Below are 25,151 nucleotides of genomic sequence, written 5' to 3' on the forward strand. Positions count from 1 at the left end.
TGCGCTCGCAATGACGGCGGAGACAGACCGCCTCCCGTCAACCAGCGCGTCAGCTGAAATACCGCACCAGCGCCAGGCCGGCGAACAGGCCGGCGATCGAGATCCCCACCGACCCCAGCACGTAGACCGCAGCCAGTCCCAACGCGCCCCGCTCATACAGCAGCGCGGTGTCGAGCGAGAACGCCGAGAACGTGGTGTAGCCGCCAAGAATGCCGGTCATCAGGAACAGCCGCCAATGCTGGGGCGCGCCGCCCTTGAAGGCGAGATACCCGGCGATCAGACCCATCACGGTGGAGCCGGTGATGTTGATGATGAAGGTGCCGTACGGGAAGTCCGTCCCGAATGCCTTGGCGCTGGCCATGTTGATCGCGTGCCGTAGCGAGGCGCCGCAGCCGCCGCCGAAGAAGACGAGAAAGAATCCGATCAGTTGATTCACGGGACCTTACCTGCAGACCGCATCGAGAGACGGAATGCCCTGCCCTCGTCGCGAATGGAGCAAAACTCTTGCCGCAAGGGCGCCGCTCTTGCAAGGATCGCCCTCGTCAAAAGCCTTGCCATGAAAAAGGGCGGCGAGCCGAAGCCGCCGCCCTGGTCACTTGCTTGCGTCAGCGATCAGATCGCCTTGCCGTAGAGCTCGTCGACGTAATCCCAGTTGATCAGGTTCTCGACGAACGCCTTCAGATAGTCGGGACGGCGGTTGCGATAGTCGATGTAGTAGGAGTGCTCCCAGACGTCGCAGCCGAGGATCGGGGTCGCGCCGTGCACCAGCGGGTTCTCGCCGTTCGGGGTCTTGGAGATTTCGAGCTTGCCGTTCTTGACCGAGAGCCAGCACCAGCCAGAGCCGAACTGGCCGACGCCGGCGGCCGCGAAGTCGGCCTTGAACTTCTCGAAGCCGCCGAGATCCTCGTCGATCTTCTTCTCGAGCCGGCCGGGCAGCTTGGAGCCGCCGCCGTTCGGCTTCATCCAGGACCAGAAATGGATGTGGTTGAAATGCTGGCCGGCATTGTTGAACACGGCGGGGTTCTTGCCGAACGAGCCCTTGACGATCTCCTCGAGGGACTTGCCTTCGAATTCGGTCCCCTTGATCGCATTGTTGCCGTTGGTCACATAGGCCTGGTGATGCTTGTCGTGGTGGTACTCGAGCGTCTCCTTGGACATGTAGGGGCCGAGGGCTTCATAGGCGTAGGGCAGAGGGGGGAGCGTAAAGGTCATGGGGTCGGTTCCGCAACTTGTGAGAAGACGGGATTTAACGGGACCTCCTTATAGAAGGTTCCGACGCCGTAAAACACCGTGATTCTGGAAAAAGCGAGCCGATTTGATGAGCATCGAGATCGAGGTCCTGAATGGAGACACGTCCTGGCCGCTGGCGAAGCCGCTGTATGACGCGATCTGGCCGCCCGAGGTGGTCGCGAGCCTACCCTGGGCAGGTATCACTTTTGCGCATGCCGATCTGCGCGTGCTGGTGCAAGACGAGAGCGGCGACCTGCTCTGCCACGTCGGCATCTATCGCCGCCTGGTGAAATGGAACGGGCAGAACGTCAACATCGGCGGCATCGGCGGCGTTTTGACGCGCGCGGACGTGCGCAATCGTGGCCTGGCCACCGTGGGACTCAACGCCGCGATCCAGACCCTGCGGCACGAAGACTCGATCAACTACGCCGTGCTGTTCTGCGCGCCGGATCGCATCGCCTTCTACGGCGCAAGGGGCTTCATCCCGTTCGACGGCGACGTCTACGCCGAGCAGCCCGACCAGGGCCGCATCCGCTTCGACACGCTGTCTGCGCTCGTGCACGACGTCAAGCGCACTGCGCCGACCCGCGGCACCATCGATCTCTGCGGATTGCCGTGGTGAGGCCGCTCTCCCCTGTCGTCCCGGACAAGCGCGCGGTACGCGCGCGCAGATCCGGAACGACCTACCCCCAGGCAGACGTTTGAGGCACGCTGGTCATGGCACTTTGCCCATGATGTCCGCTGCGGAGGATGGGTCCCCGCTCGAGGCCGGGACGACAGCGGAGCACATGGCCCCGTATTCCGAAAAAAATAATTCGCTTGCGTTTTTCAAGAAATCATGCTTGTATCCCGGCATCCCGCCTCACCGCAGAGGGGCGTAGCGCGCGATCTTCACGACACGCGAGGTGGGGATGCGATGGCCGCGTTGCTGCCGCAGCATGCTTATCGGCGTGCGGACGAACGGTAGCACGCGGACGTGAAGTCGCAGCGTCCTGACACCCCGAAGCTGGTGTCAACCTGGCGCAATGCTCACGCATGGCGCTGGGGATGGTGGCCAACAAGCCCGGCGCACCAGGGAGACTGCGTATAAGCGTGAAGACCGTCGCGCAGGGAATGCCGGTTGAATCGGCTTTGCCTGTGGTACCTGCCGCCTGCATTCTTTTCGCAGGCGGGCCATGGGTGAGGCCTTCACCCGGCATTCCCTGCGCCCTCTGCATTTCGAGAGGGACGAACTGATCGCAGACCTCGGGCGCGATGCGCCGCGAGACTGCAAAGCCATGTCCATCGCTGTTTGAACCGTGAAACCGCCTCACCCGCCGTCGTCGTCCCGGACAAGCCGTGACGCGCGCCAGCGCGGCATGGCGCCGATCCAGGACCCATACGCGGCGGCGACGCGAGATGCGAAAAGCCAATCGCCGGCGCGTTTCGAACCGCTCCCTGGGGGTATGGATCCCGGTTCAAGGGCCGGGACGACAGCCGAGTTTGTTGCCGCAATCAAAACCATTTCCCGGCACATGCATGAGACAACCGAACAAGGAATTGAGACGGCTCGGCAGCCATGCACCTGATCGTGATGATCCCGCTTTGGACAACCGCTCCTCTGCGATTGCAACTGCGCCGTTTGCTGTTATGGAAACGCGGCTTCAACGGGGGGTAAGATGATTTGGAAATTGCGTTTGGCTGGTCTTGCGCTGGCGACCGTCGTGATGGCGCAGCCCGCTTTGGCCGCCGATGATCCGACCGGCACCTGGCTGACCCAGGCGGGCGACGCCAGGATCAAGGTCGCCAAATGCGGCGCCAATCTCTGCGGCACCGTCGTGTGGCTGAAGGAGCCGATGGACACCGACACCGGCAAGCCGGCCGTCGACAACAAGAATCCCAATCGCGCGCTGGCCAACCGCCCGATCATCGGCCTGCAATTGTTCGAAGGCGTTCACTCGGAGGGGCCGAACAAATGGTCCGGCAAGATCTACAACGCCGATGACGGCCAGAGCTACACCAGCCACATCTCCGTCTCCGGCCCGGATACGCTGAAGGTGGAAGGCTGCGTCGGATCGCTGTGCGGCGGCGAGACCTGGACCCGCGCGCGCTGATCACTCTCAGGCGACCGCGGCCTTCAACGCGGTCGCAGCCGATGCGTAGCCGCCTCGCGCGCCGTCGATGAAGTGGACGTGATCCGGCCGGATCGCGGACGGCGTGAAGCAGGTCATCATCGCGGCATCTTGCCGATGCAGCCCGTAGCGGACGATGCCGCGCGAAGCCGCCGCGCCGAGCCGGCGCTCCAGCTCCTGCGCGAGCTCGTCGGTGCAGTCGAGGATCATGCGCAGCGCATCGTCATATTTGCGGAAGTCGGAATTCTCGACCACCTGCTGCTTGTAGAGATCCGGCACGAAGCCGCCGATGCTGATGTTGAACCGCATCACGGCATAGACGAACAGCGTACGTCCGAGCACGCGGGCCCAGCGCGACAACAGCGGTCCGCGCGCGGCGCGGACCTCGTAGCCAAATCCCTGCGGCGGCCATCGCAACGCCGGCGCGCCGGCCGGCACCGGCCGCCCGGCATCGGGGCTGCGCTCGGTGAGGGTGATGATCTCCTCGATCACCTTGCGATAGGCCTGCGCATCCGCGCCGGGAGCCGGCAGCACCAGCACCGACAGGATGACCCCGCGCGCCGCCGGAATCTCCTCGAAGCGGCACGAGAGTCCGGACAGATCGGGCTGCGCACCGGACGGCGCCGGGGGAATCGCGAACTCGCCCCGCTTCATCGCGGCCTCGGCCCAGCCCACTCCGCCGCCCGCGAACATCGCATAGGACAGATTGGCCGACGGACCGTAGCGCGCCACGCGGACATCGAGCCCCTGCGCGCGGATCGCCGTCACGGGCACCAGCGCGACGCGCATCGCGAGAGCGAGATCCTCCCTGACCCAGGTCGCGGTGGCGGCAAGGGCTTCGCGCGCGGCCGCTTCGTCATCCGGGCTGACGGCGAAGCTGGCGCCGTCACCGCCGAACACGAACGGGAATTCGCGCCCCTCCAAGGCATTGGTGACCGCGGCGATGACCGCCGCCCCGGCCATGTTGACCGCCTTGTAGCGCCTGTCGGCGATCGCCTTGGTCGACTCGACGATGTCGGCCGTGCCGATCAGCCAGTCGTCCGGCACCGGCTGGTAGAGCTGCGGCTCCATCAGGCGCGCGAAGCCGCGAAACACCGGGATCGAGGCATAGTAGTCCGCAGCACTGGTCTTCGACATCGAGAGGCATCCATCCGGGGTGCGCGTCCAATGAGGAGCTACGTTCCTTCCTGTCAAGCGGGTTCAGGCAGCGATATTCGGCAACGGACGTGTCGCCAGGCTTGCGCCGCGTTATCGTTCTGTCGGGCTCGACGTGCTAGCCTTTCACCATCATGGCCGACTCCTCCCCCGTTCCACAACTCGCCGCCCGCGCGCTCCAGATCGCGGACCGCATCAATACCGCCGGCTTCGAAGGCCAGGTGCTGTCGGCGACGCCGCTTGCGGTCCGCATCGGCGAGACGGGAGTTGCCGTGGTCTTCCGCTACGGCGTCGTCGTCTTCATCGGCCTGTCGGTGGCCGAGGAGATCAACTTCCTCGACCGGCTGAGCGCGCGGCTGTTCGGCCCGATCGCGCCCCACGAGGAAGAGACGGCCAAGGTCCAGGTCGCGCGCGAATCCGACGAGCCGATCCCGGTCGGCGGCCCGGTCCTGGTCAAGGAATTGTCGCTGGAGCGACTGCTCATCGTCGCCGATGCGCTGGCGAAGAGCGTCGTGCTCGGCCGCAGCGAGCGCGAGATCGCCAACGTGTTCGACACCATCGAGCCGTTCGCGCGCGAGCTGGCGATGCTGGGACGAACATCGAAGAGCCGGGTGGCGATGCTCAAGCTGCTCGGCGAGGCGCTGCTGGTGCAGCACCGCGTCTCCGGCCGCGTGGCCGTCGGCGAAAAGCCGGACGTGTTGTGGGACCGGCCAGATCTGGAGCGGCTCTATGCGCGGCTCGAGGACGAGTATGAGCTGAAAGAGCGCGAGGACACCCTCAACCGCAAGCTCGCGGTGATCGCCGAGACGGCGACCACGCTCGCCGACATCATCGACACCAAGCGCTCGCTGCGGCTCGAGGTCATCGTCGTCATCCTGATCGCCTGCGAGATCGTGCTCGGCTTCTATGAGATCTTCGCCCGCGGCGGGCACTGACGATGGAGCTGCCGCACGCCTGACGACTGACGGCGCTGCATTCAGCGATGGTTCAGGCGCGACATGGAACTTTCGCATGGGCGCGATGAGCGATGCAGGGGATATCGAACCATGACGTGGGTGGGGAGCTTGCCACGGCCGCCGGCGGCCGGCAGCCACGAGGTGTGGCGAGCGCCCCGCCGCCGGTGCGGCGATGCTGGTCCGGCAATGCCGTCACACCAGCGCCCTGACGTTCCAGGTCGCATGACGGACCCCGGCGAGCTTCGCCAGCTCGGACACGACGCGGTCGAGATCGACCGTATCGACCGCGAGCGGCACCAGCGTCGCGACGATCTCGACGATGTCCTCGGAGCGATAGACGACCTCGGTCTCCCGCACCGGGTATTTGGCCGCCTCCAGCCGCTCGTCGAGCGCCTCGCGCAGCTCGGCGGCGCGCAGCCCGTCGGTGGTCAGGACGATCTCGTAGTGCGCCTCCGACGTCTGCGCATTGAGCGGGATGCGATCGATCGCGTTGACCAGCGGCCGCAGCAGCGTGTTGCCGGCCAGCACGAACACGGTCAGCGCCACCGATTGCGCGATCAGGTCGGCGCCGGCGCAGGCGCCGACCGCGGCGGACGCCCACAGCGTCGCCGCGGTGTTGAGCCCGCGGACGTTCATGCCCTCCTTCATGATCGTGCCGGCGCCGAGGAAGCCGATGCCCGACACCACATAGGCGATGATCCGCACCGCGCCGTCGGCGCCGGTCAGGCGGTTGCCGAGATCGACGAAGGCGGCCGCGCCGACGGCGACCAGCACGTTGGTGCGCAGGCCGGCGCTGCGCTGCCGGTATTGCCGCTCGGCGCCGATCAGCGTGGCCAGCACGAAAGCTGCGAACAGGCTGACGAGCGTATCGAGGAAATCATAGACTTGGAAAGTGTGGAGGAATCGCATGGGCTTGCTGACTGTCTGCAGTATTAAGCTCCGTGGCCTGCCTGGCAGCAGCGACACGCATGGCATCCGGCGGCGGAACCGCCGCGAGAGGCTGCTTTCTTAGGACGTCCTTGATCGAAATCAAATCCCAGTCCCTCCCGCATACTTTAGGCTGATATGATCAACAGGCAGATGACGTCCGGCAAACACATGACGCCATTCTCCGACGTCCGCAGGGATCACAGCCCGGCCGTCCGGCTGGGACATGATGCGGTGAGTGCGGTGAAGCTGTCCCAGGAGCTCACCGCCGAGATCGACGCCTGGGCGGAGGCTCACCAGATGACACGCTCCGACGCCATCGGCCAGTTGCTCACGATCGGCCTGCATGCATCGCGGCCGGCAGCAGCCGGGCAGCCCACGTCGCGGGATCCCGTCGCCATCGAGCAGAATGCGATCCGGCTGATCGATCGGATGCTCGATCCGAGTCTGTCGGCCGAGGAGCGCCAGCGGCGGATTCGCCGCCTGATCGAAGGTCCTGCGGAATTCGCCAATGAACGGATCGACCTGCCGCGGCATCCGGGCTGACGCGAACGGTTCAGGCGGCCGAGCGCGCCACCACGGCCTCATAGATGTCGTCCTCCTGCGCCGTGTGCATGCGCACCAGCGTCTCGATCGCCTCGATCACCCGTTGCGCATCGCGGATCAGATAGCGGTCCACATGCTCGGACGGCAGATCCTCGACCAGCCGGCCGAGCAGCCGCGCCAGATGCAGGATCTCGCGATGCGCCCGGCTCATCGCCGACAGGCCATGGCTCTCCTGCAGGAGCCGCGCGAGCTTCGGATAGACCGATCCTTCGTCGTCGCGCTCATGCGCCACGACCTTGTCCTGCACCAAGCCGTTTGCCTCCATGATCAGCGCCACGGCGCCGTCCGGCGAGGCTTCGTCGAGCGCATCGACGATCGAGCGCAGGCGGTCGAGGCCGCGCAGCAGCGCCTGGTGATCATGCCTGAGCCCTCGGCCGTCTTCGGCCGTGATCCGGCCGGCCTTGCTGCGTCCAGCCGGGAACAGAGCGCGGAGCGCGTTCAGGATGACGGCAACGTCGATGGCCTCCTGGACCAGGGCCGCAGGTACCGGCTGCAGCAGCCCGAAGGCGGCGGCCCCCATCGCGACGAACGACAGGCCCATGCCGGCGAAGATGCTCTCCAGGGCGACGCGTCGGGCGCGCTGCGCGATCACGATCGCCTCGCCGACCCGATCGAGCCGATCGGCCAGAATGACCACGTCGGCGGCTTCCGACGAGGCGCTGGCGCCGCGGGCGCCGAGCGCGATGCCGACATCGGCGCAGGCCAGCGCCGGGGCGTCGTTGATGCCGTCGCCGACCATGATCGTGGGATGCAGCCGCTGCTCGGTCCTGACCGCCTCCACCTTGTCGGAGGGAACACGGTCCGCCAGCACGGCGTCGAGGTCGAGCGCCGCGCCGATCGCCTGTGCGGCCGCGGCGCGGTCCCCGGTCACCATGACCATGCGCGCGATGCCGGCCTCGCGCAGCCAGCGGATCGCCCGCGGCGTGTCCGCGCGCAGCTCGTCCGCCAGCAGCAGCGCCCCGATCGGGCGCCCCTCGATCGCAACGAAAACGATCAGGGCCGAACGCCATGACGCCCGGCGGATCGCGCGCGCCGCCCAAGCCGGCGGCGTGTGGCTGCCGAGCACGAGGTCGCGCGAGCCGGCCATCACAGGGCGGCCATCGATGAGACCTTCGAGGCCCGAGCCCATGGTCTCCCTGACGTGTTCGGGCACCTTCAGCTTCAGCCCGCGGGCCTGGCCGGCCTGAACGATCGCGTGCGCCACCACGTGGTGCGAGGCCTGCTCGAGCGATGCGCAGAGCAGCAGCACCGCATCGGCGTCCTCGCCCGGTGCCGCGTCGACCGAGAGCAGCCGCGCGCCGCCGACGGTCAGCGTGCCCGTCTTGTCGAACAGCACGGTATGGGCACGCGCGAGCGCCTCGAGCTTGCCGCCGCCTTTGACCAGAATGCCGCTTCGGGCCGCCTGCGCCACGCCCGCAATGAAAGCGACGGGTGCGGCGAGAATCAGCGGGCACGGCGTTGCCGCCACCAGCACGGCAAGACTCCGGATCAGATCGCCCGAGGCCAAATAGGCGGCCCCCGCAATAGCGAGGCTTACGGGCAGGAAGATCAGCGCGTAGCGGTCGGCAAGCCGCACGAACGGCGCTTTCGCGGTCTGGGCCGTCGTCACCAGCTTGACGATGCCGGCATAGGTGCTTTCGCCCGCGGTCGCCGTGACGGCCATTTCGAACGTGTCGCCGGCGTTCACCGATCCCGACAGGATCGCCATCCCGCGCGTCTTCATCACCGGGATGGGCTCGCCCGTGAGCGCCGACTCGTCGACGACGGCGATGGTTGTTTCGACCATGCCGTCGACCGGGACGATCTCGCCGGCGCGGACCATCAGGCGATCACCGACCGCGACGCTGGCGATCGGAACGTTGTCGATCTCGTCGCCACGACGGCGATGCGCCTCGCGCGGCGCGCGATCGACCAACGCGCGCAGATCGTGCTCGGCGCGGGCGACAGCAATGTCCTCCAGCACGTTGCCGCCGGAATACATCAGCGCCACGACAGCGCCGGCCAGCGGCTCGCCGAGGATGATCGCCGCGCTCATCGACACCAGCGCGATCGCGTCGACGCCGATGCGGCCGGCCAGGAAATCGCGGACGATCGAGACGATCAGCCCCAGGATGACAGGAACGGTCGAGGCCGTGAACGCGATCCCGGCAAGATCGGGGCGACCGAGCACATGCGCGAGGCCGCCCGCGGCGAGGCCCGCGATTGCGATCACGACGAGGGTCCACCGCAGAATGCGCTCGAACATGGATACCGGTTCCGGATTGCGCCGGCACTATCGCTGCTGCCGCGCGTCGGACGCTTGAGCGAAATCAACGGCGAGAGCGACCGATCGCCGCAAATGGCCTCAGGCGGTATTGCCTGCGTCGACCGTCAGCACGGTGCCGCTGACATTGCGCCCGCCGTCGCCGAGCAGGAATTCAACCATCGCGGCCACGTCATCCGTTTCCGGCAGCCGCCGCAACGCGCTGCGGCCGGCGATGCGTCGCTGCTGCTCCTCGTCCATGCTCTGCGTCAGCTCGGTGGCGATGAAGCCCGGCGCGATCGCGTTCACGGTGATGCCGACCTTGCCGACCTCGCGCGCCAGCGAGCGCGTGAAGCCGTTGGCGGCCGCCTTGGTCGCTCCGTAGACGGACAGGCCGTTGTAGCCGGTAGAGGCGATGATCGAGGAGATGTTGATCACCCGGCCTTCGCCCGCGGCCATCATGTGACGAACGACGTATTTCGTCAGGATCATCGGCGCCAGCACGTTCAGCCGCACCAGTGCCTCGATCTCCGAATTATGCATGGTCGCGAGCAGGCCCTCGGTGCCGAGACCGGCATTGTTGACGAGACCATAGAGCGGACCGAACTCGTCGCGCACCGACTTCACGAAGGCCGGTAGTTCATCAACGATGCTGAGGTCGCAGGCGCGGAAATGAATGCCGGCGCTGCTGGCGCTGAACTCGGCCATCGCGGCGCGCAGCTCGTCGCTCTCCCGGCGGGCCACCGCGATGACGTCATAGCCCGCTCCCGCGAGCCTGCGCGCGATGGCGAGCCCGATGCCACGGCTGCCGCCGGTGACGAGAACATTATGCATCGGCGCGCGCCAGCTTGCCGGCCGGAGTGACGTCGAGCGCTGGCACGACGCGGATCATCGCCGGCACCTTGTGGGCCGCGAGACGCGCGCGACACGCGGCGAGGATCTCATTGCGGACCGTCTCACTCCGCGCCGGATCGGCATCCGCCGTCAGCACGACCTCGGCGACGACGATGCCGCCGGTGATCGGGCTGCGTCGCGACTTGGCGCGCGACATCCGCACCTCGGGATGGCCATTGATCACGGCTTCGATCTCTTCGGGATGGACCTTGAGCCCGCCGACATTGATGATGCCGTTGCGGCGTCCGACGAAGTAGTAGCGATCGCCGCGCAGCTCGACCATGTCACCGGTGTCGACATAGCCATCCGTGTCGGTCAGGGCGGCGGCAGAGCGTCCGACATAGGCGTGCGCCGCGCGCCTGGAGCGGATGCGCAGCGAGCCGTCGACGACCTTCATGTCGACGGCACCGCGGCCCTCGCCGAGCAGCGTCGCAGGAAAACCCTCCAGCCCATCATTGACCGCGAAGCCGACGCCGGCCTCCGTCGAGGCGTAGGCATGACCGATCGAAGCGCCGGGAAATGCCTGCTTCAATCCGTCGAGCACAGCCTGGTCGGCGATCTCGCCGGAGAGACGCACGTAGCGCGGCGCAAAGCCTTCCACCGACCCACTCATCAGCAGCTTGCGCCAATGCGACGGCGTTCCGGACATGTGAGTGACGCCGCGTGCGTTGAGGCGCGCGATGTGGTCCGTGAGCCCCTCGCCCGGATCCGACAGCACCATCGAGCCGCCGCCGACGATGGCACGCAGGAAGATCTGCAGGCCGCCATAGCGGCGAATGTCGTAGAAGGTCGCCCACACCGGCATCGCTTCGCCAGGTACGGGGCGGTCGCCGATGATCGCGCCGCACAGGCCCTCGAGCGTATGCCCGACAATCTTCGGCACGCCCGACGTGCCTGATGTCAGCATCAGCCATTCGGTGGCACGCGCCGTTTGCACCACCTCGGCGAAAGGCTGCGGCAGGGCGACCTCGATCACGAGATCGACGCCGCAGGCGTCGAAACGCTGGACCTCGTCGGTCACGATGGCGTCGATGTCAGCATCGGCGATGATGCTGGCGAGATGCTCGCCCTTGAGATCCGGCGGACACAACAACAGGCGCCGTGCGACGCCGTCGATCTCGATCAGCGCCAAGCCGGCGAGCAACTGACCGGACGTCGCCAGCAGCACCGAACGTCCGTTGAGCTCTGCGCTGCGGCCGCCGAGGCAGCTTCCACGCGACAGCTCGGCGAGCGATAGGAGGTGACGCGGATCGGAGATCGTCCGCTCGGTCAGCGCCGCCCCGAGATGGTCGCGAAGGGCGAAGATCTCACGCGGGGACATTCTCATAGGCCCCGATGAAGTCGCCTATCGTGTTGGGGAACGTCACATCCTCGGACAGGGTGAACGGATCGACGCCGAGATCGTCCTCGAGACGGGCGACCAGGATGGCGAAAGCGAGCGAGTCGAAGCCGGTCTCGTGCAACGTCAGCTCGTCGGTCAGCGGCGGCAGCTTGACCTTCTGCTCGTCCGCAATCTGCTTGATCGCCGCAATAATTCTTAACCGTACCGACATGGGCCAATCCGCTCACTGTTCAAACGATGAAACCGACCATAGGACGAGAAGGTGAAGGAAGCCGGACTTGCCAGCCATCTTTCGGGACCGTTGGTAAATACCCATCATGGCCTATGATTAAAATCATCTACAAACGAACCTCGCCGGCGAGGATCCGCGCATGGAGATCCCGATCGAGCAGGCAATAGGCACCCGTCCCGGCGTCGCGCACGTAGAGCGGCTCATGCACGATCGACGGATCGAAGCCGTCGCGCATCAGCGCCTGCTTCTTCTGCTTGAATGTTTCGGTCGACTGCAGCGACGACGTGATGCGGAGCGCCACCGGCCGCGCATAGGGCGGCAATCGGCGGGCAAGTTCTAGAGAGAGGCGACCGAGATCGAAGCTGTCGCCGACGACGAGCGCAGCCATGCCGGCGCGTCCGTCCCTGCCGGGCACGACGACACCATAGGTCGATGCTTCCAACACGCCGGGACATTGCAGGATCGCCTCGTTCACCTCGCTGGTCGCGACGTTCTCGCCCTTCCAGCGGAAGGTGTCGCCGAGACGATCGACGAAATAGAAGAAGCCCTGGTCGTCCTGGCGCATCAGGTCACCGGTGCGGAACCAGGCATCGCCCTTGGCGAAGACGTCGCGCAGGATCTTCTTCTCGGTCTCGCCCGTATCGGTATAGCCTTCGAAGCGGCCGCCTCCCTGGTCCGCCGTACCGATGCGGCCAATGGCCTCGCCGATCTCGCCGCGCGCGCAGACCAGGCACCGCCCGTCAGGTCCGCGCAAGGGTGCGCGCTGGTCGGCATCCAGCTTGATGATTTCGGCGGGAAAGCGATGCGCAAGCAGCGACGGCACGCGCCCGATCGATCCCACCCTGCCCTCGACATTGTAGAGTGAGAAGTTGCCTTCGGTCGCGGCATAGAATTCCAGCACCTGGGGGATGGCGAAGCGCGCCTGGAACGCCTCCCAGACGTCGCCGCGCATTCCGTTGCCGCAGGCGAGCCGCAGCCGATGGGCGCGGTCGAAATCGGATGGCGCGGCGGCCAGCAGATAGCGGCAGAGCTCGCCGATATATTGCACCAGCGTGCAATCGTGACGGACGATGTCGCGCCAGAAATTGCTCGCCGAGAATTTCTCCGCGAGCACCGCCGCACCGCCGGCGCGCAGCATGCTACAGGGCGCGACGATGCCGCCGACGGAATGATAGACCGGCAGACAGTCATAGAGGCGATCGTCGGGACCTGCGCCGGTGAGGCCGGCAAACCAGCCACCCCAGTTCATGATGCGGCGATGGCTGATACTGGCGGCCTTGGGCAGGCCCGTCGTGCCGGAGGTGTAGATCAGCAGCGCGCGGTCGTTGATCGTCACGGCGCGGCGCTCGGTTGCGTCGAGCGCCTGCGTATCCATCGCGGCGATCGCGACGTCGAGATCGCCGCCGTCGGCAACCCAGACACGCGGCCCGCCCGCGATCAACGGCGCAACCTCCTTATAGGCTTCATGGAAGTCCTTGGAGACGATCACATGGACTGGCCGAGCCACATTGATGCAATGCGCGAGCGACGGTCCGACGAGATTGGCGTTGATGAGCGCAACCACACCGCCGACGCGGCTGATCCCAAGCCAGGCGGCCAGGTAGTCGGGCCGGCTCGGCATCATCAAAGCGATCGTGTGGCCAGGCCCGATGCCGTTGGCCAGCGCCCAGCGGGCGTATCGGTTGATGCGCCCGGACAGGGCGGAATAGCTCAGCGTCTCGCGATCGGAGACCAGCGCCGGCCGTTCGGGCTGCTTCGCGGCCCAGTCGTCCACCACGTCGGCGAACAGCCGCGCCGGCTCTGCCTCGATGCGCGAGGTCAGCTCGATCGCCTTCAGCCAGATCTTCGCCGCCGACGGCTTCCGAGGGGCCGTGCTGAGTTCCACAGATCGATCCGACTGCCCGGAGTTCATGAACGCCCTCACCCCAATTCGGCGTGCTTATAGGCCGGGTGGCCTGACCGGCCGTTAAGCGGGAGGGTTAACCGGCCGAGAGTGCGTCGCTGTTGATGCGAATGCGATCCTTTACGAAGTTCTCGGAAATGCCGGTTAGCGTACCGCTCCCAGAACATGCCAACGCGAAGGCCGGCATGCCCAAGGACACGATGACACGACGCGCCTTGCTGCGCTGCGCCGCCTGGAGCAGCGTTGCAGCCATGACTTCGACCACGGCGTTCGCCGGAGTTGATGCGCCCTATCCGGCTCGGCCCGTCACCTGGGTCATTCCGTTTGCCCCGGGCGGGGCCACCGGCCGGCTGTCGCTCTTGATCTGCGACCGGCTGACCCGCCGACTGGGCCAGCCCTTCGTTCTCGATCACCGGCCGGGTGCGGGCGGCGCGACCGCCACCAAGAGCGTCGCGAGCGCCGCGCCGGACGGCTACACGATCCTTGCGACCTCGACCGCCAACGTCATTACGGCCTCGACCGACGGCTCGCCCGGCGCCGAGGGCGATCTCATCCCCGTCGCCGGCATGGCGCGCATGCCGCTGCTGCTGCTGGTCAGCCGGCAGCTGCCGGTCGAGACGCTGCCGGAATTCCTGGCCTATGCGAAGGCCAACCCGGGCAAACTCAGCGTCGGCTCCGCCGGTCCCGGCACCGTCCAGCTGCTGTCGGCCGAGCTGTTCCGGACCCTCGGCGGCATCACCTGGTCAGTCGTGCATTATCGTGGCTCGGGGCCGGCCCTGACCGACCTCGCCTCCGGCCATATCCACGCGATGTTCGACAACGCCGCTTCCGCCGCCGACCTCCTGCGCAGCGGCAAGGTCCGGGCGCTGGCCGTCACGACGCGCGAGCACGCCGCCGCCTTCCCCGATCTGCCGCCGGTCGCCGACGTGCTGCCGGCGTTCGAAACCTCCGGCTTCTATGGCGTCGCGGTGCCGCACGGCACGCCGAAAGCCATCGTCGAGCTGCTCAACCGCGAGATCAACGCCGCGCTGGCCGATCCCGACATCAGCAGGCAGTTCGCGGAGGTCGGCGCCACGCCGCTCACCGGCGACGTCGGCGTCTATGCCGCGACCTACCGCGCCGAGATCATGCACTGGCGCAAGCTGGTCCCGCAGGTGAGCGCGAAGAACTGACCTCCGCGCCCGGCGACCCGCCTGCCTCAGGCCCCCGCGACGCCCAGCAGCACCAGCCGGTTGAGACGGGCCGCGAAGGCGGCCGGATCCTCCGGCAGTTCGCCGTCGAGGATCTGCGCCTGTTCGAGCAGCAGGAACGACAGATCGTCGACCTTGGCCTTGTCGGCGGCGGCCTTGGCGACCGCCACGACCAGCGGATGGCGCAGATTGATCTCGAGGATCGGCTTGGTGCGCGCCCCGCGCGCCTGCTGCGACAGGATGCGCTCCAGCTCGCGATCCGGACCATGGCTGCCGGCCACCAGGCACGACGCGCTGGTGGTGAGCCGGGTCGAGACCTTCACGTCGGTGACGTGGTCGCCGAGGCTCGCCTTGATCAACGCGATCGTGTTGGCTTCGTCGGCCGCCGGCTGCGCCTCGTCCGCTGGCGTCGGCTCGGTTACCGGGATCGGGTCGAAATTGATGTCGCCCTGGCTCAGCGACTTCAGCGGCTTGCCGTCGAACTCCAGCCGTGCCGAGGTCCAGAACGCATCGACCGGATCGGTGAGCAGCAGCACCTCGACGCCGCGCGCCTTGGCGGCCTCGAGCCGCGGATTGGACTTCAGCCGCTCGATGCTGTCACCAACCAGGAAATAGATCTCGGTCTGGTTCTCCTTGAGACCCTCGACATATTGCTTCAGCGAGCGCCGCTCGCCCGATGTCGTGGTGAAGCGCGACAGCGCCAGCAGCTTGTCGCGGCGCTCGAAATCCTCGTACAGGCCTTCCTTGATCACGGCGCCGAACGAATCCCAGATCTTATCGAAGTTTTCGGCATCCTTGTCGGCGAGCTGCTCCAGCTCGCCGATCACGCGCGTGGTCACGGCCTTGCGGATCTGCGCCAGCTGCGGATTGTTCTGCAGCATCTCGCGCGACAAATTGAGCGGCAGGTCCTCGCTGTCGATCACGCCGCGGATGAAGCGCAGATAGGCCGGCATCAGGTCGGCGTCATCGGTGATGAAGACGCGGCGGACATAGAGCTTGACCTTGCCCTTGCGCGCCGGCTCGAACAGGTCGAACGGCTTGGTCGACGGCGCGAACAGCAGCACCGCGTAGGAATAGCGGCCCTCGGCCCGGTAGTGCAGCGTCATCGCCGGCTCGTCGAACGCGTGCGCAATCGACTTGTAGGCCTTGCTGTAGTCGTCGGACGTCAGCTCGGACTTCGAGCGCTGCCACAGCGCGCTGGCGGAGTTGATCTGGCGCGGCTCGCCCTCCTCCGGCACCAGCATGATCGGAAACTGGATGTTGTCGGAATAGGCGGTGACAATGCGCTCGATCTCATAGGTTTCGAGATATTTCTTGGCGTCGTCCTTGAGGTGCAGCACGATCTCGGTGCCGCGCGTCACCCGCTTGGCATCCTCCTCGGACGCGGGCGCCACCTCGAAGCCCGCGCCGCCCGACGAGGTCCAGGTCCAGACCTCGCTGCCGCCGGCGCGCCGGCTGATGACGACGATGCGGTCGGCGACCATGAAGGCCGAGTAGAAGCCGACGCCGAACTGGCCGATCAGGCCGGTGCCGTCCTTGGCCTCGGCCAGCTTCTGCACGAACGCCTTGGTGCCGGAGCGGGCGATGGTGCCGAGATGGTCGATCAGTTCCTGGCGCTCCATGCCGATGCCGCTGTCGGCGATGGTCAGCGTATCAGCGGCCTTGCTCGGGATGATGCGGATCTGCGGCGCCTCGCCGTCGCCGATCAGATCGGGTCTGGCGATCGCCTCGTAACGCAGCTTGTCACAGGCGTCCGAGGCGTTCGAAATCAGCTCGCGCAGGAAAATGTCGGTCTCGGAGTAGACCGAATGCACCATCAGATGGAGCAGCTCGGAGACTTCGGCCTGGAAGGAATGGCTAACGGTGGCGGTGTCGGTCATCGTCGTACGTTGGCCCATGCTATCAGGGGTGGAGAGAGACCGTCGATATAGCGCGGCGGCGGCACCGATCAAGCCTTTCGGCCGGGAGGATCATCGAGCGATCGTTCGGCGGCCGCGAGCAGCTTGTCGATGACCGTGTCGAGGGTCGCGATCTCGGCGGCCGAAAGCACGCTCAGCAGCTCGGCCTCGCGCGCCAGCGCATGAGGCACGATCCTGCGGTACAGAGCCCGCCCGGCGGCCGTCAGCGCCACGATCCGCTCGCGGCCGTCCTCCGGATCGCGGCTGCGGCTGACGATCCCGCGTGCCTCCAGGCTCTGCATGGCGCGGCTGACGTTCATCTTGTCGAGCGTCGTCAGCCGGCCGATCTCCTTGGTCGGCAGCCGCGGCTGCTCGCCGAGCGCCGCGAGGATCCGCCATTCCTGGCGCGACAGCGCGAAGCGGTCGGCATAGACCTCCGCCACCGCCAGCGACACCTGTTCGGCGAGCCGGGCCAGCCGGTAGGGAAAATAGCGCTGCAATCGGAGCTCGCGCTCCGTGGCCGCCTCGCCCTGCTTGCGGTCGCGCATGTCGGTGGCCGGCTTCGTCATTGCGTCTCTGTCCTCGTCCTTCCAGCCCCTGGCGACCTCGATCCGACCCCGGTCGGGTTGATCTGGATCAATGCCGCACAATCGTATCATTCGTTACTATCCTGGCAACAACGGGAGGACAATCATGCAGATCGAGAAGATCCATCACGTCGCCTATCGCTGCGTCGACGCCAAGGCCACGGTCGAGTTCTACAAGAAGGTCCTCAACATGGACCTGCTCGGCGCCATCGCCGAGGACAAGGTGCCCTCGACCAAGGCGCCCGATCCGTACATGCACATCTTCCTGGATGCGGGAAACGGCAACATCCTCGCCTTCTTCGAGCTGCCGAACTCGCCGCCGATGGGGCGCGATCCGAACACCCCGGAATGGACCCAGCACATCGCCTTCCAGGTCAAGGACATGGAGGAGCTGGAAGAAGCCAAGGCGCGCGCCGAGGCCGCCGGCCTCGACGTCGTCGGGATCACCGACCACACCATCTTCAAGTCGATCTATTTCCATGATCCGAGCGGCCATCGGCTGGAGATCGCGGCCTGGACTGCAACGCCCGAGCAGATCGCGCGGATGAAGTCGGTCGCCCACGCCATGGTCGACGAATGGGCGACCACCAAGAAGCCGCCGCGGCACACCGCCTGGATGCACGAGAAGGAATTCGCAGGCAGCGACTGAGCGATTGCTCGTCCCGACAGTCCCGACCGCAACGCGCCAGGCGAGGCAGCCATGAGCAACTATGTCTATCCGCGATTTCCCTATGTCTGCTCGGTGGAGCAGCGCAGCGGCGAGACCCGCCGCCATCCGATCGTCGTGATCGGCGCCGGGCCGATCGGCCTGACGGCGGCGCTCGATCTCGCCGCCCGCGGCCAGCCCGTGGTCGTGCTCGACGACAACGATACCGTCAGCATCGGCTCCCGCGCCGTGTGCTACGCCAAACGCCCGCTCGAGATCTGGGATCGGCTCGGCTGCGCCGCGCCGATGGTCGAGAAGGGCGTGAGCTGGAACATCGGCAAGGTGTTCTTCCGCGACCAGCTCTCTTATCAATTCGATTTGCTGCCCGAGCCCGACCATCGCTGGCCGGCAATGATCAACCTGCAACAATACTATCTCGAGGAGATTCTGGTCGATGCCTGCAACAGGACTCCGCTGATCGATCTGCGCTGGAAGCATCGGCTCGTCAGCCTCAAGCAGACCGACGACTTCGCGCAGCTCGCGGTGGAGACGCCGGACGGCATCTTCACCATGGAGGCGCAGTGGGTGATCGCCTGCGACGGCGCCAATTCCGATACGCGGCGCATGGTCGGCGCCGAGTTCACGGGCCAGTTCTTTCAGGACCGCTTCCTGATCGCCGACGTCAGGATGAAGGCGGAGTTTCCGACCGAGCGCTGGTTCTGGTTCGATCCGCCGTTCCATCCGGGGCAGTCGGTGCTGCTGCATCGCCAGTCCGACAACATCTGGCGCATCGACTTCCAGCTCGGCTGGGACGCCAATCCGGACGAGGAGAAGAAGCCCGAGCGCGTGATCCCACGCATCCGGGCCATGCTCGGCGAGAGCACCGAATTTGAGCTCGAATGGGTGTCGATCTATCAGTTCGCCTGCCGCCGGATCGACAATTTCCGTCACGGCCGCGTCCTCTTCGCCGGCGACGCGGCGCACCAGGTGTCGCCGTTCGGCGCCCGCGGCGCCAACACCGGCGTGCAGGACATCGACAACCTCGCCTGGAAGCTGGCAATGGTGCTGCGCGGCGAGGCGCCGGAGAGCCTGATCGACAGCTATCACGAGGAGCGCGCCTTTGCCGCCGACGACAACATCCTGAACTCGACGCGCGCGACCGACTTCATCACGCCGAAGACGCAAGCCAGTCGCCTTTACCGCGACGCCGTGCTCGACCTCGCACAGAACCACAGCTTTGCGCGGCCGCTGGTCAACAGCGGCCGGCTGTCGACGCCGACGCCCTATGTCGCGTCGTCGTTGAATACGCCTGACGGCGGCAACGTCCCCGGCGCGATGACGCCTGGCACCAATGCCGCCGATGCACCGGTGACGATCGCGGGCGAGCCCGGCTGGTTGCTGAACTGTCTCGGCTCCAGCTTCACCGTGGTCACGTTCGACCCCGCCGTGACGGCCGAGCAGCTCAGCATCGACGGCATCACGGCGCGGGTGATCGTCGTCGGCCGCGACATCGCCGATGCCACGGGCCTGCTCGCGGCACGATACGGCGCCTCGCCCGGCACGACCTATCTGTTCCGTCCCGATCAATATGTCACCGCCCGCTGGCCGCAGTTCGACGGGGACGCGATCACGGACGCGGTCCGGCGCGCCTGCGGCAGGCGCGGCGCGGTCCAGCAGGAGCTTGCGGCATGAGCCTGACCCTCACCCCGAACATCAGCGATCCCGACGACTTCTATGCCGAGCTGATCGGCGGCCAGCGCGACCTCAGCGAGGACAAGGCGCTGCGCATGAACGCCAGGCTGGTGCTGCTGCTCGCCAACCATATCGGTGACCGGGCGATCCTGAGCGAGGCGATCCGGCTGGCAAGGTCGCCCGCCGGCTGACGCAGGCCGCAACACGTCACATCGGCAGCCGGCTTTGATCCGGATCAAAGCCGTTTCTCCGCATTTTGCGGCAGACAGAGAGACCAGCCGGCGAGTCGTGCGCCGGCGCAGAGTCCGCTCGCTTGCGCACATTGCGGCTCCCGATCCGATCCCGGTCGGTTTCATTGTGACAACATCATAATGTCACGCCACCTTCACCGAGGCCCTCTACGTCTTCGCCTCGTTCCACAACGGCACGGGGATTCGCATGTCGCGCTACTACAAGACGCTGCAGACGCAGCGCTTCGACGACTATCGCTACTATCATCAGAGCCGGATCAATCAGACGCTGCACCTGGTCAGCGCCGTGATCTTCCTCGTGTGCTATGCGCTCCTGTTCAAGGATCCGGCGATGGCCGGCCTGGTCGGCTGGCTCGCGATGCTGACGCGGCAGACCGGGCACTTCTTCTTCGAACCGAACGGCTATGACCACGTCAACGGCGTCAGCAACGACTACAAGGAAGCGGTCAAGGTCGGCTACAATCAGACCCGCAAGATCGTGCTGCTGACGGTGTGGGGCCTGGTGCCGGTGGCGCTGTTCGCGTTTCCGACGCTGTTCGGCCTGTTCGCCGAGCCGACCGGCCGGATGGACTTCGTCCGCCACGTCGGCCTGCTCTGGCTCGCGGTCGGCATCGGCGGCGGCCTGTTTCGCGTCATCCAGCTGTTTGCAATGCAGGATGTCTCGACGGGCCTGATCTGGGCCTTCAAGGTGCTGACCGACCCGTTCCACAACATCGCGCTGTATTGGAAGTCGCCGCTGGCGCTGCTGCGCGGCGAGCTGATCGATCCAACCATCAAGGACGCCTCGCATTGGGGCGCCGCCGAGGACGAGGCCGAAGAAGCTGCGCATCTCACCTGATCGCGAGTTCCCGCCGCCGGCCGGTCCCGCGGCGGGAGTCCTTGAGCAGACGGGCTGCAACAACATGGAACAACTCTCCTGCTGCGCCGTTGCGGCCTCAGTGCTGGCGGCCTTCAGGAGCTCCCCATGTGTGACTACAGCCTCCATACTGTTGCTTCCCGCGATGCCAAAACTGCCGACGTGCTGGTCTCCTGTCGATTTCCCGGCACGGAGACCCGCGGCTTCTGCACCAAGGACGACCCGTTGACCGCCGTCTGCCTGCGGCCGGGCACGGAGCTCGCCTTCGAAGACGATGTCCGCATCAAGGGCTTCTTCTTCCGGCGCAAGGTCGGCGCCCATCTCGCCCGCTTCCGGCAGGTCGACACCAACAAGCCGACCGAACATCACGATGCGCTCGAATTCTCCAATGGCCGAATCGTCAAGGTCACCGACCTCGCCACCGGCCAGCGCGCCCGCGTGCTGCAGATGCCGGCCGATCCGGCCGCCAAGCGCACGACCGTACCGCTCACGATCGAGCTGCGGGCGACGCAGCTCTGAAAACGTCGACATGGCCGGCGTCAGCGCCGCGGCGGCGCTGGCGTCGGGCATGACCAGCTGAAGACAATGCGCGTCGTCGGAGGCTGCGGGCCCGCCCCCTGATGACATCCTGAACATGTGATCTTGCATGCGTGTTCGCGATCCCGCGGCACGATCGGTGCCCGAGTGATGCGGCAGTCGTCCCTCTGAAAATGAGAGGGCGCGGGGAAGGCCGGGTGCTGACCGCGGCCCATGGCCCGCCTGCAACAAGAAAGCAGGCGGCAGTCACCACAGGTCGGGCCTGACAACCGGCCTCCCCCGCGCGATCGGTTTTAACGGTGTCCTTCGCGCTCTCCCTGGGGATCGGCGTTCTTGCCCCCATCGCCCGCCCCGAGCCGTCACAGCATCGAAAGCGAACTTGACCTCAGCGTCGAGAGGCCAGGACCACACGACTTCGCCGTCCGCGCCGAACTGCGCTCGTCTGGCGCAGCCGTCACGTCCATCGCAGCCCACCTCCACGTTCGTGACGACGCGTACGTCCCTCTGCACGAGGCGGGATGGGAGGAGATAAGCATTGTTTCGGAAAAATAGCAAGAGCAATTTCGCGAAATCCGCAGATCACGCGGCGGCGGCGGTGCGCTCCCCTCCCCCTTGCGGGGAGGGGTTGGGGGTGGGGGTCTGCGGGCGCCGAGTTTCGTTTGGGCTGGTCAGCCCAACAGCGGCCAATCGATCCGAGCTATCGAGACACCGCCCGTGGGGACCCCCACCCCCGACCCCTCCCCGCAAGGGGGAGGGGAGACGCGAGAGCGGCACTCGCGGCGCAGAATGCTGGAAGCTGACCGCAACCGACGTCGGACAATCGCGTCGCCGCTCAATCAGGCAGGTTGGTAAACTTCGGCCGCCAGACGCCCAGGATGACGTTCACGGTGGCGACGCCGAGCATGACCCAGATGGCGCCCTGCTCGGTGCCGAAGTTGGGCGCAAGCGTCGCCGGATCGATCTGGCCGGCGACGGCGCTCGCGGCCTCCTCGGCGGCTTCCTGCATCGGTCCCTGCACGGCGGCAAAGCCCCATTCGAAGACGAGGATGCCGGAAGCGAGCTTGGCGAGCGCCCAGCCGGCGCTGTGCAGCGCGCGGTTGATCGCGATCGCCAGCAGGCCGGCGACCAGGGTCAGGCCGAGCGAGGGGAAGAACACGTAGCGCACGATGGCGCCCATCGCCGCGCGCATCTCGGCATAGTGCGCAAGCGACACCGACGGCTGCGGGATGAGGCCGAGCAGCACGACGAGGCAGGCCATCGCGCCCATCATGCCGATCGCGCCCATCGTGTGCAGAAACTTCATCAACCGTCGCATGGCATTCCCCCGGCGTCGTGAAGATGAGATCTGGTCCGGCAGGGAATGCGGCCCCAGCCAAGTCAGGCCGCGCTGCATGCGCAGGCTGCCGTCACCATTCATCCCTACGATCAGGATCGGCGACCGGATCATGCATCGGGACGGGAGCCTGTCTACCAGTGCCGCGTACCCGGCCCGCCCTTGAACGGTCCGACGACACGAGAGGTGATCCAGCCGCCGTAGAAATCGCCCTGTTGCGCGGCAACGCGCTCGTCGCCGACGAAGCAGGCCTCGACCCGCGAGGCATAGAACGCCAGATGGCCCGCGATCGGTGCGAATGGCGCCGTCGGCTGCTCGTAGCTCCAGGCGGCCTGCTCGGACACGCGGCCGCCGACCTCCAGCGTCCAGTAGCCGGCGACGCCCTTGAACTCGCAGAACGACCGGCCGGGCGCGCGCCGCAGCCACTGCATCGCGACATGCTGCGGCGGGATGTAGTAGACCGGAGGATGGCTGGTCTCGAGCACGCGATGGCCATCCTGCGTGTCGGCGATGGTGACGCCGGCAAATGCGACGCGCAGCCGCGCCGTGCAGCGCTCCAGCCGCGGCGGCCGCGGATAGTCCCACACCGATTCCTGGCCCGGCCCCGGCACGATGCGTCGCATGTCGCTTCTCCGTTGTGGCGCCACCGAGCGCGCCTAGCGCCCGGCCAGCGCAAGGCAACGGCCGAACGGAGACAAGGGATCACTGGAGACGGATGGGGAGCGGCGGCCGTCGTTCCGGCTTCACGAAGGTGAGGCCGCCGGCGGAGCGGGCTGAGGCTCCTGCACAGCGGTGGTGCCGGTGCCCTGCCCGATGCGGAACAGTTGGATGTAGCTGCCGAGATAGAGCGGCGTGAGTCCGGCGACCGGCTGCTCAGGGACTGGCGGGTCGAGCAACAGGACAGCATCGAAGTTCGACCGCCAGCCGGCCAGATAGCGCGCGAGCGGCAACACGTCGGCGGGCGGCGTGTCAGGTTGCAGCCAGCGCCACGCGGCGGGCTCGGCCAGCGGCTGCGCAAGACGAGCGAAAGAGGGACGGACCGTGATGGGCTGCTGGTTCGGATGGGCGAACATCAGCGGCCAGAACGCCCGCCGCTCGATCACGAGCAGCGCCGCCATATGGGAATCGACGTAGCGGAATCCGGGCAGTATCCGCTCGCGCCGGCTGGAGACGGGCTGCTCGTGGCCATGCGCGGCGATGACGCGCGCGCCGGGCTGCACATGCGCGATCGCCGCGCGCAGTTCGGCGAGGTCCACCCTGTGATCGATCCATGCCGATGCGATATCCGCGGTCCGAATCAACATCAGCCCCGAGAGGACGATGCCGACGAGCACCGCCTTCCTGCCGGACACGACCGGCTGCAAGCCGGCGAACAGCAGCAGGCCGCACATCGCGGCAAAGCGCATGTCGATCAACGTTCCTCCCAGCGCCGTCCACGGCGCGGCGACGAAGGCGACGAACAGCGCCGCCAGCGCCAGCGGAACGCCCGGCGCGACGACGAGCTGGCGCCGGACGAGGACCAACACAGACATCACCACGACCGTCGTGATGATCGTCAGCTCGGCGCTGGTTGTCAGGAACGGCGTCATGATGCGCCACAGCTTCGGCGGTCCGTCCCAGTCGCCGAGTTGCAATCCACCCTCGCCCAGCGGACAGAGCCCATAGAGCAGCACGGCCGGGCTGAGCGTGACTCCGAGCGCACAGGCAGCGACAGCGAACTCCCGCGCCAGGACAGCGAACTCCCGCGCCAGGACCGGCGACCGGCGCAGCCGCCACAGCCGGTCGGCCTCTCCGGCGCCGATCAGGACCGCGAAGAACAGCAGGCCGAAGATGTGGCAGAGGAAGGCGGCCGCCGCGGCGATGGCGCCCCAGGCGATCGCGGGCAGCCAGCCGCCCCGACGGCGCAGCGCCACCCAGCCGGCGGCGCCGCCGAGGGCCAGGCCGAGCGAGAGCTGGAAATTCATGAAGCCGAGCAGGAAGACGCCGTCATAGGCGACGATGCCGGCCGCCAGCGGCCACAACGACAGCCGGCCGAACACCGCGCGGTGATAGGTGATGACGCCGACGAGCGGCGCGAACAGGCTGAGCGCGAGCAGGATGCGGCCGCCGACATGAACGTCGGTGACGCGCAGCAGCGCGACGCCGATCACGTCCATGCCGAGATTGGGCAGGATGCGCCAATTCGGCGCGTATATCTGCGACAGCACGGGATCGTCGGGATGCGCCAGCACGAACAGCCGCGCGAGGTGGTTGGGATAGTCGAGCACCGGCGGGACATCGACCAGCAGGAACGGCACCGCGAGCACGATGGCGAGCACCAGCGCCAACAGAATCCAGCGCCAGGACAGGTCGCCGGCGCTGGAGGCGGACACCGGATGATGGGGAGCTGATCGGAGGTCTGAATGCACGAGGAGCCCGGCCGGCACGATGGCGCCGGTCGCCGACGAGCACGATGGCAAATGCATTGAGGTACCCCATTCCGCCCGGGATACTTCGATACCATCCGACCAAAGACTGCAAGATGCCCTGAAACAACCTTCTGGTTGTGCCTAATGCCCCGTTA

Annotated in this window: 24 protein-coding genes; 10 read left to right on the forward strand and 14 right to left on the reverse strand. The window is 66.7% G+C overall.

What is annotated here, in order from left to right; genetic code table 11:
• Nucleotides 1–49: 49 nt before the first annotated feature.
• Nucleotides 50–436 (reverse strand): fluoride efflux transporter CrcB, encoded by a 387-nt coding sequence (crcB, locus tag ACQR0W_RS14180; protein ID WP_315825456.1) that lies wholly within the window; start codon nucleotides 434–436, stop codon nucleotides 50–52.
• A 176-nt stretch (nucleotides 437–612) separates the two neighbouring features.
• A complete protein-coding gene (locus ACQR0W_RS14185) occupies nucleotides 613–1,212 on the reverse strand; it encodes a superoxide dismutase (protein ID WP_315753699.1) in 600 nt (199 codons plus the stop codon).
• A gap of 106 nt (nucleotides 1,213–1,318) precedes the next feature.
• Here ACQR0W_RS14185 and ACQR0W_RS14190 point away from each other — a divergent pair, with 106 nt between their 5' ends.
• Together ACQR0W_RS14190 and ACQR0W_RS14195 are read left to right on the forward strand one after the other, a co-directional pair.
• Nucleotides 1,319–1,852 (forward strand): GNAT family N-acetyltransferase, encoded by a 534-nt coding sequence (locus tag ACQR0W_RS14190; RefSeq protein WP_315753701.1) that lies wholly within the window; start codon nucleotides 1,319–1,321, stop codon nucleotides 1,850–1,852.
• Nucleotides 1,853–2,888: 1,036 nt separating this feature from the next.
• Complete coding sequence (locus ACQR0W_RS14195) at nucleotides 2,889–3,323, forward strand: DUF2147 domain-containing protein (RefSeq protein WP_315716527.1); 435 nt, start codon at nucleotides 2,889–2,891, stop codon at nucleotides 3,321–3,323.
• Between the two features lie 6 nt (nucleotides 3,324–3,329).
• Here the strand turns inward: ACQR0W_RS14195 and ACQR0W_RS14200 are convergent, their stop codons facing one another.
• Nucleotides 3,330–4,478 (reverse strand): DUF3095 domain-containing protein, encoded by a 1,149-nt coding sequence (locus tag ACQR0W_RS14200; RefSeq protein ID WP_315716526.1) that lies wholly within the window; start codon nucleotides 4,476–4,478, stop codon nucleotides 3,330–3,332.
• Between the two features lie 152 nt (nucleotides 4,479–4,630).
• On the opposite strand from ACQR0W_RS14200, the gene ACQR0W_RS14205 reads away from it, so the two are divergent.
• The gene (locus tag ACQR0W_RS14205) at nucleotides 4,631–5,431 is read left to right on the forward strand and encodes an RMD1 family protein (RefSeq protein ID WP_409977997.1); all 801 of its coding nucleotides are present in this window, start codon (nucleotides 4,631–4,633) and stop codon (nucleotides 5,429–5,431) included.
• A gap of 213 nt (nucleotides 5,432–5,644) precedes the next feature.
• On the opposite strand, the gene ACQR0W_RS14210 is transcribed toward ACQR0W_RS14205, so the two are convergent.
• Nucleotides 5,645–6,361, reverse strand: coding sequence for an MgtC/SapB family protein (locus tag ACQR0W_RS14210; RefSeq protein WP_315716525.1), 717 nt, complete (start codon nucleotides 6,359–6,361; stop codon nucleotides 5,645–5,647).
• A 156-nt stretch (nucleotides 6,362–6,517) separates the two neighbouring features.
• Between ACQR0W_RS14210 and ACQR0W_RS14215 the strand changes: the two genes are divergently transcribed.
• On the forward strand, nucleotides 6,518–6,925 hold the full coding sequence (locus tag ACQR0W_RS14215; RefSeq protein ID WP_315716524.1) for a hypothetical protein: 408 nt from the start codon (nucleotides 6,518–6,520) through the stop codon (nucleotides 6,923–6,925).
• A gap of 10 nt (nucleotides 6,926–6,935) precedes the next feature.
• Here ACQR0W_RS14215 and ACQR0W_RS14220 read toward each other — a convergent pair whose 3' ends face one another.
• The 5 genes from ACQR0W_RS14220 to ACQR0W_RS14240 all read right to left on the reverse strand — a co-directional run bounded on the left by ACQR0W_RS14220 (nucleotide 6,936) and on the right by ACQR0W_RS14240 (nucleotide 13,607).
• Entirely contained in the window at nucleotides 6,936–9,230 is a 2,295-nt protein-coding gene (locus tag ACQR0W_RS14220; RefSeq protein WP_316167892.1) for a heavy metal translocating P-type ATPase, read from the reverse strand.
• Between the two features lie 99 nt (nucleotides 9,231–9,329).
• Nucleotides 9,330–10,061 carry an SDR family NAD(P)-dependent oxidoreductase gene (locus ACQR0W_RS14225; RefSeq protein WP_315810637.1) on the reverse strand — a complete coding sequence of 244 codons (732 nt, stop codon included), beginning with the start codon at nucleotides 10,059–10,061 and terminating at the stop codon, nucleotides 9,330–9,332.
• On the reverse strand, nucleotides 10,054–11,442 hold the full coding sequence (locus ACQR0W_RS14230; protein ID WP_316171303.1) for an AMP-binding protein: 1,389 nt from the start codon (nucleotides 11,440–11,442) through the stop codon (nucleotides 10,054–10,056). Before ACQR0W_RS14230 ends, ACQR0W_RS14225 begins: the two co-directional genes overlap by 8 nt.
• Nucleotides 11,429–11,674, reverse strand: coding sequence for an acyl carrier protein (locus ACQR0W_RS14235; RefSeq protein ID WP_315716519.1), 246 nt, complete (start codon nucleotides 11,672–11,674; stop codon nucleotides 11,429–11,431). The genes ACQR0W_RS14230 and ACQR0W_RS14235 overlap by 14 nt, the downstream gene beginning before the upstream one ends.
• 127 nt (nucleotides 11,675–11,801) lie before the next feature.
• The gene (locus ACQR0W_RS14240; protein ID WP_316171302.1) at nucleotides 11,802–13,607 is read right to left on the reverse strand and encodes a long-chain-acyl-CoA synthetase; all 1,806 of its coding nucleotides are present in this window, start codon (nucleotides 13,605–13,607) and stop codon (nucleotides 11,802–11,804) included.
• Between the two features lie 176 nt (nucleotides 13,608–13,783).
• On the opposite strand from ACQR0W_RS14240, the gene ACQR0W_RS14245 reads away from it, so the two are divergent.
• Nucleotides 13,784–14,770: a Bug family tripartite tricarboxylate transporter substrate binding protein gene (locus ACQR0W_RS14245; RefSeq protein ID WP_316171301.1), complete on the forward strand. Its 987-nt coding sequence runs from the start codon at nucleotides 13,784–13,786 to the stop codon at nucleotides 14,768–14,770.
• 26 nt (nucleotides 14,771–14,796) lie between these two features.
• Here the strand turns inward: ACQR0W_RS14245 and htpG are convergent, their stop codons facing one another.
• Both htpG and ACQR0W_RS14255 read right to left on the reverse strand, forming a co-directional pair.
• Nucleotides 14,797–16,668 (reverse strand): molecular chaperone HtpG, encoded by a 1,872-nt coding sequence (htpG, locus tag ACQR0W_RS14250; RefSeq protein ID WP_316171300.1) that lies wholly within the window; start codon nucleotides 16,666–16,668, stop codon nucleotides 14,797–14,799.
• A gap of 68 nt (nucleotides 16,669–16,736) precedes the next feature.
• Nucleotides 16,737–17,255: a MarR family winged helix-turn-helix transcriptional regulator gene (locus tag ACQR0W_RS14255; RefSeq protein ID WP_316167899.1), complete on the reverse strand. Its 519-nt coding sequence runs from the start codon at nucleotides 17,253–17,255 to the stop codon at nucleotides 16,737–16,739.
• Nucleotides 17,256–17,379: 124 nt separating this feature from the next.
• Here ACQR0W_RS14255 and ACQR0W_RS14260 point away from each other — a divergent pair, with 124 nt between their 5' ends.
• The 5 genes from ACQR0W_RS14260 (at nucleotide 17,380) to ACQR0W_RS14280 (ending at nucleotide 21,237) form a co-directional block, all read left to right on the forward strand.
• Entirely contained in the window at nucleotides 17,380–17,922 is a 543-nt protein-coding gene (locus ACQR0W_RS14260; RefSeq protein WP_315716514.1) for a VOC family protein, read from the forward strand.
• Between the two features lie 51 nt (nucleotides 17,923–17,973).
• Nucleotides 17,974–19,611 (forward strand): FAD-dependent oxidoreductase, encoded by a 1,638-nt coding sequence (locus ACQR0W_RS14265; RefSeq protein ID WP_316171299.1) that lies wholly within the window; start codon nucleotides 17,974–17,976, stop codon nucleotides 19,609–19,611.
• A complete protein-coding gene (locus tag ACQR0W_RS14270; protein WP_316171298.1) occupies nucleotides 19,608–19,802 on the forward strand; it encodes a DUF2783 domain-containing protein in 195 nt (64 codons plus the stop codon). Before ACQR0W_RS14265 ends, ACQR0W_RS14270 begins: the two co-directional genes overlap by 4 nt.
• Before the next feature lie 247 nt (nucleotides 19,803–20,049).
• On the forward strand, nucleotides 20,050–20,700 hold the full coding sequence (locus ACQR0W_RS14275) for an Mpo1-like protein (protein WP_316171297.1): 651 nt from the start codon (nucleotides 20,050–20,052) through the stop codon (nucleotides 20,698–20,700).
• A gap of 126 nt (nucleotides 20,701–20,826) precedes the next feature.
• A complete protein-coding gene (locus ACQR0W_RS14280; protein ID WP_315753724.1) occupies nucleotides 20,827–21,237 on the forward strand; it encodes a hypothetical protein in 411 nt (136 codons plus the stop codon).
• A gap of 850 nt (nucleotides 21,238–22,087) precedes the next feature.
• On the opposite strand, the gene ACQR0W_RS14285 is transcribed toward ACQR0W_RS14280, so the two are convergent.
• The 3 genes from ACQR0W_RS14285 to ACQR0W_RS14295 form a co-directional block, all read right to left on the reverse strand.
• Nucleotides 22,088–22,570, reverse strand: a complete 483-nt coding sequence (locus tag ACQR0W_RS14285; protein ID WP_316187067.1) for a hypothetical protein — start codon at nucleotides 22,568–22,570, stop codon at nucleotides 22,088–22,090.
• Between the two features lie 152 nt (nucleotides 22,571–22,722).
• Nucleotides 22,723–23,211 carry a DUF427 domain-containing protein gene (locus ACQR0W_RS14290; protein ID WP_315828453.1) on the reverse strand — a complete coding sequence of 163 codons (489 nt, stop codon included), beginning with the start codon at nucleotides 23,209–23,211 and terminating at the stop codon, nucleotides 22,723–22,725.
• A gap of 120 nt (nucleotides 23,212–23,331) precedes the next feature.
• Complete coding sequence (locus ACQR0W_RS14295; protein WP_316171296.1) at nucleotides 23,332–25,053, reverse strand: hypothetical protein; 1,722 nt, start codon at nucleotides 25,051–25,053, stop codon at nucleotides 23,332–23,334.
• Nucleotides 25,054–25,151 lie beyond the last annotated feature (98 nt).

Origin of the sequence: Bradyrhizobium sp. HKCCYLRH1034 (assembly GCF_051168375.1) — a bacterium.
GTDB lineage: Bacteria > Pseudomonadota > Alphaproteobacteria > Rhizobiales > Xanthobacteraceae > Bradyrhizobium.